This is a genomic window from Bradyrhizobium sp. (genome assembly GCF_016462955.1).
GTDB lineage: Bacteria > Pseudomonadota > Alphaproteobacteria > Rhizobiales > Xanthobacteraceae > Bradyrhizobium.
The window spans coordinates 1-11820 of sequence record NZ_JAEMSD010000176.1; the positions used below are offsets into that span (position 1 = coordinate 1).

General features: G+C 63.8%; 8 protein-coding genes and 2 pseudogenes. 6 read left to right on the top strand and 4 right to left on the bottom strand.

Annotated elements, in window-relative coordinates; translation table 11 throughout:
* Positions 1-376, top strand: a pseudogene (locus JHD07_RS18740) (acid--CoA ligase); the annotation flags it as partial.
* Positions 377-452: 76 nt separating this feature from the next.
* Positions 453-1676: an ABC transporter substrate-binding protein gene (locus tag JHD07_RS18745; protein WP_291624635.1), complete on the top strand. Its 1224-nt coding sequence runs from the start codon at positions 453-455 to the stop codon at positions 1674-1676.
* Positions 1677-1757: 81 nt separating this feature from the next.
* Here JHD07_RS18745 and JHD07_RS18750 read toward each other — a convergent pair whose 3' ends face one another.
* On the bottom strand, positions 1758-2528 hold the full coding sequence (locus JHD07_RS18750; protein ID WP_291624636.1) for a helix-turn-helix transcriptional regulator: 771 nt from the start codon (positions 2526-2528) through the stop codon (positions 1758-1760).
* 186 nt (positions 2529-2714) lie between these two features.
* Here JHD07_RS18750 and JHD07_RS18755 point away from each other — a divergent pair, with 186 nt between their 5' ends.
* The 4 genes from JHD07_RS18755 to JHD07_RS18770 all read left to right on the top strand — a co-directional run bounded on the left by JHD07_RS18755 (position 2715) and on the right by JHD07_RS18770 (position 9060).
* A complete protein-coding gene (locus JHD07_RS18755; RefSeq protein ID WP_291624637.1) occupies positions 2715-4979 on the top strand; it encodes a marine proteobacterial sortase target protein in 2265 nt (754 codons plus the stop codon).
* A 173-nt stretch (positions 4980-5152) separates the two neighbouring features.
* Complete coding sequence (locus tag JHD07_RS18760) at positions 5153-5731, top strand: class GN sortase (protein WP_291624638.1); 579 nt, start codon at positions 5153-5155, stop codon at positions 5729-5731.
* A gap of 131 nt (positions 5732-5862) precedes the next feature.
* On the top strand, positions 5863-8082 hold the full coding sequence (locus JHD07_RS18765) for an acetate--CoA ligase family protein (protein ID WP_291624639.1): 2220 nt from the start codon (positions 5863-5865) through the stop codon (positions 8080-8082).
* A gap of 156 nt (positions 8083-8238) precedes the next feature.
* Positions 8239-9060, top strand: coding sequence for an MlaD family protein (locus JHD07_RS18770; protein ID WP_291624640.1), 822 nt, complete (start codon positions 8239-8241; stop codon positions 9058-9060).
* Between the two features lie 272 nt (positions 9061-9332).
* On the opposite strand, the gene JHD07_RS18775 is transcribed toward JHD07_RS18770, so the two are convergent.
* The 3 genes and pseudogenes from JHD07_RS18775 to fmdA form a co-directional block, all read right to left on the bottom strand.
* Complete coding sequence (locus tag JHD07_RS18775) at positions 9333-10373, bottom strand: aliphatic amidase (protein WP_291624641.1); 1041 nt, start codon at positions 10371-10373, stop codon at positions 9333-9335.
* A gap of 60 nt (positions 10374-10433) precedes the next feature.
* Entirely contained in the window at positions 10434-10811 is a 378-nt protein-coding gene (locus JHD07_RS18780) for a zinc ribbon domain-containing protein (protein ID WP_291624642.1), read from the bottom strand.
* 92 nt (positions 10812-10903) lie between these two features.
* A pseudogene (gene fmdA, locus JHD07_RS18785) lies at positions 10904-11820 on the bottom strand (formamidase); the annotation flags it as partial.

The window sequence follows — 11820 nt, forward strand, 5'->3', positions numbered from 1 at the left end:
CGAGGAAGGCTTCTACTACATCGTCGACCGCTGGAAGGACATGTACATCTCCGGCGGCGAGAACGTCTATCCGGCCGAGGTCGAAAACGTCCTGCATCAGCTCGGCGCCGTGGCCGAAGCTGCCGTGATCGGCATCCCCGACGCACAATGGGGCGAGGTCGGCCTTGCCATCGTCGCGGTCAAGCCCGGCCAGAAGCTGACGGAGAGCGAGGTTGTCGCTCATTGTGCTGCCAATCTGGCGCGCTTCAAATGCCCGCGCCAGATCCGCTTCGTCGAGGCGCTGCCGCGCAACGCCACCGGCAAGATCCACAAGCCGACCCTGCGCCAGGAGTTCTCGGTCGCTTCCGAGGTCGACAAGAAGGTCGCCAACGCCTGATCAAAGCGACCCTCGCGGGCGCTTTTCCTTTTTTGAAGTGCCTGCCCCCACCAACAAGAAACTCCAAGGAATTTCCATGAAGAACAAGAAAATCGCGTTACTCGCCGCCGCAGCAGCCCTGACCTTGCTTTCGGTTCAAGGCGCTTACGCGCAAAAGAAATACGACACCGGCGCCAGCGACACCGAGATCAAGATCGGCAATGTCGAGGCCTATTCGGGACCCGCTTCGGCCTACGGCATCATCGGCAAGACCGAGGAAGCCTATTTCAAGATGATCAACGACCAAGGCGGCATCAACGGCCGCAAGATCAACTGGATCTCCTATGACGACGGCTATTCGCCGCCCAAGACCGTGGAGCAGGTCCGCAAGCTGATCGAGAGCGACGAAGTGTTCCTGGTCTTCAACTCGCTGGGCACGCCGACCCAGACCGCCGTTCAGAAGTATCACAACGCCAAGAAGGTCCCGCAGCTCTTCCTCGCCACCGGCGCCAGCAAATGGAACGACCCCAAGGGCTTTCCCTGGACCATGGGCTTCCAGCCGAGCTACCGGGTCGAGGCGCGGATCTTCGCGAAGTATATCCTGCAGGCGAAGCCCGACGCGAAGGTCGCGATCTTCTATGCCAATGACGATTTCGGCAAGGACTACGTTGCCGGCATCAAGGAGATCTTCGGCGAGAAGGCCTCTTCGATCATCGTCGCGGAGGAGAGCTATGAGACCAGCGAGCCGTCGATCGATTCCCACATCGTCAAGCTGAAGGGCACCGGCGCCAACGTCTTCGTCAATATCTCGACCCCGAAATTCGCAGCGCAGGCGATCAAGAAGATCGCCGAGCTGGAATGGAAGCCGATGCATGTGATGACCGACGTGTCGATCTCGATCGGCGCGGTGATGAAGCCCGCCGGGCTCGACGCGTCGGAAGGCGTGCTGTCGGCAAGTTATCTGAAGGACGCCTCGGACCCGCAATGGAAGGACGACGAAGGCATGAAGAAGTTCATGGCGTTCATCGACAAATACATGCCGGGCGCCAACGTCTCCGATACCAACGTCGTCTACGGCTATGCCGCCGCGCAGACCCTGGTTCAGACCTTGAAACAGTGTGGGGACAATCTGACGCGCGAGAACGTGATGAAGCAGGCCGCGAGCCTGAAGGACTTTGCGCCGGATACGCTGATCCCCGGCATCAAGATCAACACCGGTCCCAACGACTTCGCGCCGATCGAGCAGCTCAAGATGATCCGCTTCAAGGCCGGTCAGTGGGAGCTGTTCGGCGACATCATCAGCGCCGAGACCGGGGGCTAGTCCGGACCGGTCGGATACGACCGCGACAGATAGCGGCCAAAAAAGGCCGCTATCTTTTCAAGTGAACGAGATTGAGCGAGGTTATGCCGGCAAGAACAGTGCGAACGGCTCTTCCACCGTGCGGCGCAGGTGCTTCCGGTACAGCTCATAGTTGGCATCGCCGACGGCGACCCGTCCCAGAGACGGCTTCGCGACATTCCTGATCGGCACATAGGCGATCGGCGCGGCGATCGGCGTGAGCTGCGAGCCTGGCCCGGCGCGGAGCGTCGAGATGATGCCGTACATCTCGCCCGATACCGTCGGCCGCGACACCGTGATCACGCGATGCTGGCCGTGCTTGATGATCACGAGGTAGATGAAGCCGGACTGGTGGGGAACAGCCACCTCGCCGGTATGCTCGTAAGCGGCATCGGTCCGATCGCCCTCCCGAAAAACCAGCGAGGAGACCTTCGACTCCCACGCGATCTCGGTGCGATAGGCGAAGATCGCATCCTTGTCGCCGAACGACGGCCGCAGGGTGATGTAGACGTCCTCGAGCCAGGTCACCGCGCGATGGGCATAGGAGCCCAGACTGTCGGGCGCGACGTCGTTTGCGGCCGGTGGCGTCGCCACGACAACGCTTCTGCGCAAGGAGACACCGAGCGCCTGCTCCAGCCGGACTGTCGTCGCCAGCGTGAATGGCCGGCGGCCGCCGAGCACCTTCTCCAGCGTCGACAGGCTGAGCTTGGCCTGCTCCGCCAGAGCCTGACGGGAGATCCGGCGCCGGGCGAGCTCCTCGCGAATGGTCTCGGCGATCTCCCGGCTCTGCTCGTCCGAAAGCTGCTTGTCGGTGATCTTATCCTGCGTCTGCATCGTCGGCCCTGCCCTGGGGGGCCATCCTAGCAGGGCGGACAAACCAGCACAAAACCGCACATGGCCGCCCGGCGGCGGCCTGCCGGGGGCCGGCTGCGGCGGAACATTGCCGATCATTCTGCTCGCGACATCAGTCCCTCCCGGCCGATGCTGAAGGCCAGCAAACATGTTTCGGGAGCAGGCCCAATGGACACCTTCGACACCGCCGAAAGCGACGATCACCCACTCTTGAGCCGGCTGATCAAGGTCGGATTGTTTCTCCTCGCCCAGGGCGTCGCGGTGATGTTGATCGCTTTCCTCGCTCTGCTGGTGAGCTTCGGGACGAGCTGGTCGGCAACGACCGAACAGGCCAGCCTGCTCCAACCGGGCGAGGCGCGATCGGGCAGCCTGTTGCTCAAGGAAGACGGCGCCACCACCGAAGCCATCCGCCTTGGGACCGACATCGACATCACAGTGTCTGGCCCGACCTTGCGCACCCGCGTCACGCAGGCATTCCGCAATCCGACCAAGCATTGGGTCGAGGCAACCTATGTCTACCCGCTCGCGGCCGGCGGCGCCGTCGACACGCTGAAGATGGTGGTCGGCGATCGCATCATCGTCGGTGACATCAAGGAGCGGCAGCAGGCGCGCGTGATCTACGAGGAAGCGCGGCGCGCCGGCCGGAAGGCCGCGCTCACCGAGCAGGAACGGCCGAACATCTTCACCAATTCGGTCGCCAATATCGGTCCCGGCGAAACCGTGCTGGTGCAGATCGAGTACCAGGAGCCGGTGCATCAAGTCGGCAACGAATATTCGTTGCGCCTGCCGCTCGTGGTCGGCCCGCGCTACAATCCCGCGCCGATCGTCCAGAGTGTCGACTTCCGCAAGGATGGCTCGGGTTGGGGCGCGGCGACGTCAGACCCGGTGCCGGATCGTGACCGCATTTCGCCGCCTGTGCTGGATCCCGCCAGGAATGCGCCGGTCAACCCGATCAGCATCACGGTACGCCTCAACGCCGGCTTCGCGCTTGGCGAAGTCAAGAGCCACAATCACAACGTGAAGATAGAGAGCCCGGACAACACGACGCGCGTGGTCACGCTCGCGGACGGCGCCGTGCCGGCCGACCGTGACTTCGAGCTGACCTGGAAGCCGGCTGCGGAAAAAGCGCCCTCGGTCGGGCTGTTCCGCGAGCGCGTCGGCGATGCCGAATACCTGCTCGCCTTCGTCACCCCACCGAGCGCAGAGCAGGCTGCGCAGACTCCGCTGCCGCGCGAGGTGGTTTTCGTGATCGACAATTCTGGCTCGATGGGCGGCACCTCCATCGTCCAGGCCAAAGCGAGCCTGCTCTATGCCCTCGGGCGCCTCCAGCCGCATGACCGCTTCAACGTGATCCGCTTCGACGACACCATGGACGTGCTGTTTCCGGCCTCGGTGACGGCGGATGCCGCGCGTGTCGCAGAGGCGACCTCGTTCGTCGGCGCGTTGCAGGCGCGCGGAGGCACCGAGATGGTGCCGGCGATGCGCGCCGCTCTCACCGACAAGCTCGGCGAGGCCGGCATGGTCCGCCAGGTCGTGTTCCTGACCGACGGCGCGATCGGCAACGAGCAGCAATTGTTCGATGCGATCACGACGATGCGCGGGCGCTCGCGCGTCTTCATGGTCGGCATCGGATCGGCGCCCAACACTTATCTGATGACCCGCGCCGCAGAGCTCGGCCGCGGCGCCTTCACCCATATCGGCTCCGCCGAGCAGGTGGAGGAGCGCATGCGCGGCCTGTTCGCCAAGCTGGAAAATCCGGCGGTGACTGGCCTCACCGCACGATTCTCGGAGGCCAAGGCCGACGTCACGCCGGCGATCATCCCCGACGTCTACCGCGACGAGCCGCTGGTGCTGGCGGCCAGGCTCGACAAGCTCGCAGGCTCGCTCGAGATCAAGGGCCGCGTCGGCGACCGTCCGTGGACGGTGACGTTGCCGCTGCAGAACGCCGCCGAAGGCAGAGGCCTGTCAAAGCTCTGGGCCAGGCGCAAGATCGCCGATGCGGAGGTGGCGCGCACCCTGCGTGAGATCACACCCGAAGATTCCGACAAGGCGATCCTGGCGCTGGCGCTCGACCATCAGATCGTCACGCGGCTGACCAGCCTCGTCGCCGTCGACAAGACGCCGAGCCGTCCGGAGGACTCACCGCTCATGCTCAGCGAACTGCCGGTCAATTTGCCCGCGGGCTGGGACTTCAAAAAAGTGTTCGGCGAGCGACCGCATCCGACGCCGGCACAACTGCGGGAACGCCATGCCGATTCGCGCAATCAGCCGGCAACGCGACGGCCGACGCCTGCTGCGCCCGACGCGATCCGCCTGCCCAAGACCGCGACCTCGGCCGAGTTGAAGATGATCGCTGGTTTCATCCTCATCGTGCTCGCCTTGATCCTGTTCGTGTTCAACCGGCGTCGGACCTTGCTCACTGACGCCGCTTGAGAGAGGAGCCCCCGAACTCCTCTGTTAGCGCGCGCGGCTGCCCGTCCCTTCCAAACGGCCGCGCGCGCCTTTTTCATCGTCATTCCGGGGCGGCTCGCAGAGCCGAACCCGGAATCTCGAGGTTCCGGGTTCTCGCTGCGCGAGCCCCGGAACGACGAAACAAGAGATACACAATGCTCCGCCTCATCTCTCCCCTGGTACTGACGCTGATCGGCCTCATCTTGTTCGGCGACGGCGCCTATATCCACGCCAAGGCGTGGCTGGCTCAGGTGCTGCTGGAGCGCGCTTTCGACCGAAGCATTGCGACGGGACAGGCGGTGAAGCCCTGGTCGTGGGCCGACACCTGGCCGGTCGCGCGGATCGAGGTGAAGCGGATCGGTGCCAGCGCGATCGTGCTGGAGGGCACCAGCGGCCAGGCGCTTGCGTTCGGGCCGGGCCATATCAGCGGAACCGTGGCTGCAGGCGAGCGCGGCGTTGCCGTCTACGCAGCGCATCGCGACACGCATTTCCGCTTCCTGCGGAATGTGTCCCTCGGCGAGGTCATCGATGTCACGCGCAATGACGGCAAGCATTTTCGCTTTCGCGCGGATTCCTCGGCCGTCGTTCGTTATGATGCGTCGGGCATCGACCCCGCAACACGGGAGGCCGAGCTCGTGCTCACGACCTGTTGGCCTTTCGACGCCGTCGTGTCCGGCCCCGAGCGCTACGTCCTGCGCGCCACCTTGATCGAAACCAATGATCGAAGTCGATGAATACGATCCGCAACGCTCGACCGCAACGCTTCTCATTCCATTGCACGGCATACCGCATGGTTGCCACTCCAGAGAACTCGCCATAGAACAGAGCGACGCACCGCCAAGAACAACAACAGGTGAGGTCGGAAATGGAAGCTCAGGTGCCTGCCGGGTCGGTTTCGCAGTGCCGATGGTCTCCACCGCCTGACGCGGCCGGTGTCGTCAAGGGCATCCATGCGATGCTGCACCCGCAAAATATCGTGCTGGTGGGCGCGACCGACAAGCCCGGCAATTATGCCGAGCGTATCTGGAACAATCTGGTCAAGTACGGTTTCGAAGGCGGGCTCTATCCGGTCAACGCCAAGCGCGACACCGTCTGGGGCGTTCCCTGCTACAAGGACTTTGCGAGTCTTCCGGAGAAGCCCGATCATGTGCTGGTGCTGGTGCCTGCGCGCTTCGCCGTTCAGGTGATCCGCGACGCTGCCGCGGCCGGCGCGCGTTCGGCTACCATCGTCACCTCCGGCTTCAGCGAGCTGCAGGATGACGAAAGCCAGAAGCTCGCTGCCGAATTGCAGGCGGCCGTGCGCGAGACGGGGCTCGCCGTCACTGGCCCGAACTGCCTCGGCAATTTGAGCGCCGGCGAAAAGCTCTTCACCAATATCGACGATCGCATCGTCACTATGGAACAGGGCGCGGTGGCGATCGCCGGGCAATCCGGCGCCATCGTCATGGCGATCCGCCAGGCGCTGGAAGACCGGGGTGTCGGCGTCGGCTACATGGTGACCACCGGCAACGAGGCCGGCCTCGAGACGCCAGATCTGATGCGCTATTTCGCAGAGGATCCGAGCATCAAGGTGATCGTCGTCTACCTCGAAGGCGTGCGCAACACCAAGGCCTTCCGTGACGCCTGCAAGGCGGCGCGCGCGGCGAGCAAGCCCGTGATCGCGCTCAAGCTGGGCGCCTCCGAAGGCGGCCGCGCCGCGGCGATGGCGCATACCGGCGCGCTCGCCGGCTCGATCGAGACATTCGACGCGATCGCGACGCGCGAGGGGGTGATCCGGGTCGGCGGCCTCGACGAGCTGATAGAGACCACCGAGTGCTTCGTGCACGCGGCCGTTCCAAAAGGCGATCGGCTCGCCGCCGTAACGCTCTCCGGCGGCAAGCGCGGCATGCTGATCGACGCGTTCTATGCCGAAGGCCTGGATTTCGCGCCGCTGAGCCCGCATGTCAGCGCGGAGCTGGCGAAGATGCTCGGCCCCGGCTCGATCGTCGGCAATCCGCTCGATGCCGGCTTCGCCGCGGTGGTCGATCCCTCTGTCTACATGAAATCGATCAAGCTGATGATCGACGATCCCGATATCGACATCGTCATCGTCGATGCCGAGCTGCCGAAGGCGCCGCATGAGCTGCGCGAGCGCAATTTGCGCATCGTCGACGAGATGGCGAGCAAGGCGGGCAAGCCGGTGATCTATATCAGCGCGATGTCGATCGGCTTCACCGAATACACCAAGGATTTGCGGAAGTCGTTGCCGCATCTCGCCGTCATGCAGGGCCTGGACCGTGCGGTGACCGCCATCAAGTCGCTGCTCGACTACGCCAAGCTGCGCAAGGAGGTGCCCGATATCGTCTCAAGCTCGAAGCCCGCCGCGCGCGCCGTGCTGGAGAAGACGTTGACATCGGCGACCGGCGCGGCGCTCGACGAGGTCGCCTCGAAGAAGCTGCTCAAGGCCTACGGGATCCCGATCTCGAAGGAGGCGATCGCACAGACTGCGGCGGACGCCGTGAAGATTGCCAAGCAGATCGGATTTCCGGTCGTGGCAAAACTCGTCAGCGCGGAAATCCTGCACAAGTCCGACATCGGCGGCGTGGTGCTGAACCTCAATAGCGCAGCCGAGGTGAAGAAGGCGTTCACCGACATCACCGCGCGGGTGGCGAAGCTCAAGGGCAAACCAAAGCTCGACGGCATCCTGATCGCGCAGCAGGTCAAGGCCGAGCTCGAGCTGGTGATCGGCGCCTCGCTCGATGCCGAGATGGGTCCCGTCGTGCTGTTCGGCACCGGCGGCATCGACATCGAGTTGATGAAGGACGTCGCGCTCGCCGGCGCGCCGCTGGACGAAGCCGAAGCACGGCTCCTGATCGGCCGCACCAAGGCCGGCATCAAGATGCGCGGCTATCGCGGCAGGCCCGCCCTGCACGAGGCCTCGGCGGTCAAGGCGCTGGTCGGATTGTCCAACCTTATCGCGGATGCAGGCGATCGCATCGCCTCGATCGACATCAACCCGTTCCTGATCAACACCAGGACGGGGGTGGCCGTCGATGCCCTGATCGTGTTGAACAATGCTGCCGCCAGGCGGGCCGCGGGACGCTGATGCCGCATCGTGCCGTAGGGTGGATTAGCGCAGCGTAATCCACCGATTCGGTGCAACGGCGCGCGAGGGCGTTGGTGGGTTACGCTACGCTAACCCACCCTACGTACCATCGCGGCCTTCTTCCAACCTTCCCGCTTTGGCTCTAAACTCAGCCTCATGGCACGCGCGAGCAACCTTGTAATCGGAACGGCAATGCTGGCGGCGATCGCCGTGGCATTCGGCAGCGTGCTCGGCGTGCAGAAATGGCGCAGCATCCAGAGCCGCAGCCAGCTGCGAGTGGTGTTTGAAGGCGGCTCCGCCAGCGGCCTGCGCCGTGGTGGGCCGGTCAATTTCGACGGCGTCCCCGCCGGCCAGATCCTGTCGATCAAGCTGGACAGTCCCCGCAGGATCGTGGCGCTGGTGATGCTCGACAACACCGCGCCGATCCGCAAGGACACCGTGGCAGGCATCGAGTTCCAGGGCCTCACCGGTGTCGCCGCGATCTCGCTGATCGGCGGCGCCCCATCCGCGCCGCCAGTGCCGCTGGATGCGGACGGCATCCCCGTGCTGACGGCCGATCTCAGCGACGCCGAAACCATCGTCGAAACCCTGCACGGCGTCGACCGCACCATCGTGACCAACGCCCCCGCGATCAAGGACGGCCTGCACACGTTCGAAACCTACACCGCGGACCTCAGGAGCAAGGGCGCGGACATCGATTCGGTCATGACCAAGGTCGACGGCGCCTTTGCGGGATTCGACAAAGCGGTCGCGAAGATCGAAGGCGTAGTGCCGGGTTTCGTCGATGGCAAGGCCGACGAGCTGTTCGAGAAGATCCAGGGACTGCACGAGCTTGCCGGCGTCATGAAGAAGAAATCGGCCAGCTATATCGAGGACATCCGCCGTTCCCTGCTCGACGTCAGCGAAACCGCCAATAGGATGGCGGGAACGCCCGTGCCGCCGCGGCCTCCGCGCAGGCCCGAAGAGAAGAAACGATAGCACTCTTTCTTGCCCTCCCCTGGAGGGCAGGGCTATCGCATATGGCCCGCTGCCCGAGCTGAACGCGCGCCTCGTCCTTCGAGACGACCGCTTCGCGGTCTCCTCAAGATGAGGCTAAGTAGCATCAGAGCCCGTTGAACCTGGCGCAGCAACCTCGATCCTCATCCTGAGGGCCCGCCAACGGCGGGCGTCTCGAAGGATGGCCGCAGGCGAGATCGCTCCATATGCGATTGCCCCGCCCCTCCAGAGGAGAAGGCGGAGCCGCGAGCAGATCAATAGTTACTGGCTGCCGCGCCGTTCGGGATGCCGTCGATCGGGCACTCGTCGGTCCCCGGCGTCGAGCGCGTCATCGCTTCCACCATATCGCGCGTACCCTCGGGATCTTTGATCCAGTTCTTGTAGAAATCATAAGGACAGGCCGCGACGCCGCGCGGGCTGTCGCCGGAATTGATCATGCCGGTATAGCCGCGGTGAACCAGCTTGTAGAGATGGTTCTGCGACTGGCCGTTGCGGCGGGCGTCGCGGATCAGATGCTTCGACAGCTGCGCATACTGAATGCCGTAATCCTCCTCGCCGCACTCGCCGAGCGTGCGGCCGTCGAAGCCGATGATGGCGGAGTGTCCGAAATAGGAATAGACGCCATCGAAGCCGGCGGCATTGGCGACGGCAACGTAGACGTTGTTCGCCCAGGCCATGGCCTTGGAGATCATGACCTGCTGCTCCTTGGCCGGATACATGTAGCCCTGGCAGCGCACGATCAACTCCGCGCCCTTCATGGCGCAGTCGCGCCAGATCTCCGGATAGTTGCCGTCATCGCAGATGATCAGGCTGACCTTCAGGCCCTTCGGTCCGTCGGAGACATAGGTGCAATTGCCGGGATACCAGCCCTCGATCGGCACCCACGGCATGATCTTGCGATATTTCTGCACGATCTCGCCCTTGTCGTTCATCAGGATCAACGTGTTGTAGGGCGCCTTGTGCGGATGCTCCTCGTGGCGCTCGCCGGTGAGGGAAAACACGCCCCACACCTTGGCCTTGCGGCAGGCCTCCGCGAAGATCGCAGTCTCTTCGCCCGGCACCATGGAGGCGGTCTCATACATCTCCTTGGAGTCGTACATGATGCCTTGCGTCGAATACTCCGGGAAGATCACGAGATCCATGCCGGGCAGGCCGAGCTTCATGCCGACGATCATGTCGGCGATCTTGCGGGCGTTATCAAGCACCTCGGCCTTGGTATGCAGACGCGGCATCTTGTAATTGACCACCGCGACGCCGACCGTGTCGTTGCTGCTGGAAATGTCGCCGTGAAGCATGTCGATCGCTCCTGTACTGACTTGCTGGTTCGGATCGCCGCCGTCAGGCGACCGCGAAGGTTAGTGACTGATCATCCAGGGCCGCGCCGTCGGAAAGCCCTTGGCGCCGCTCCCGGTCTTGGTCATCAGACGGGCCGGTTTCTTTCGGTCGCTCGAACCCTTGCTCTTGACGGTCTTGCCCGACGAGCAGCAGCCGCAACCGGGGCCGTGCGAGGCCTTGTACTGTGCGAGGGTCTGCGGCGCGTGCGTGCTCCGCTCGTTGACGGCATGCGCCTTGCGCTTGTCGGCGGGCATGCAGAAGAAATTCGGTGCGGTCAGGATGACGCGGGGCGCCATGGTCTCGCAATGCGGGCAGCTTTGCGGATCGTCACATTCCGCCATCGGGCGCAGGTCCTTGAAGGGACCGCAATCGTCACAGAGATATTCGTAGACCGGCATCGCGTCACCTACGTTCTTGCTCGTTCACAACTCGCTATCACCATTCGCGTGGAGACAGCCCCTCACCCCAAACCCTCTCCCCGTAAGAACGGGGAGCCGAGGATCGAATAGGCCTGGGCGCCGGAATAGCCGAACTTCTTCAGATACTCGATCGCATTCAGGCAGGCCTGGCGATAGGCGATGTGGACGTCGAGATAATGCTGCTTGCCGGCCTCGTCGACCGAGATGCCCTCGAAGATCAGATAGTCCTTGTAGTTCGGCGTGATCGGCGACGGCTTGAAGATCGGGTTCTTGATCCCGTATTTCGACATGCCGTCCTTGATCACCTCGACCTTCAGGTGCAGCCAGCCGGCCATCTCGATGGCGCCGCAGAAGGTGATTTCGCCGTCGCCCTGGCTGAAGTGCAGGTCGCCCATCGACAGACCGGCGCCGGGCACATAGACCGGGAAGTAGATCTTCGAGCCGCGCGAGAGATCCTTGATGTCGCAATTGCCGCCATGCTCGCGCGGCGGCACGGTGCGCGCGCCTTCGGCGCCGATCTTGGCCTTGACGTCACCCTTGGCGCGGCCGCCATGGGCAGTCGGCGCGAACGGCGGATTGGCAAGGCCGGGAACGCGGGTCGGATTGGTCGAGATCAGCTCGGCCTCGCGCTTGTTCCAGGTCTCCAGCATCTTGGGATCGGGCAGGCAGCCGATCAGGCCGGGATGAATGAGACCAGCGAAGTTCACGCCGGGCACGTGACGCGACGAGGTGTAGAGGCCCTTGATGTCCCAGATCGACTTCTGCGCCAGCGGGAAATGGTCGGTGAGAAAGCCGCCGCCGTTCTGCTTGGAGAAGAAGCCGTTGAAGCCCCACAGACTCTCCTTCAGCGGGCCGACGTCGAGCAGGTCGACGACGAGGAGGTCGCCGGGCTCGGCGCCCTTGACGCCGATCGGACCCGAAAGGAAGTGCACGATGGACAAATCAATATCGCGCACGTCGTCGGCGGAATCGTTGTTCTTGATGAAGC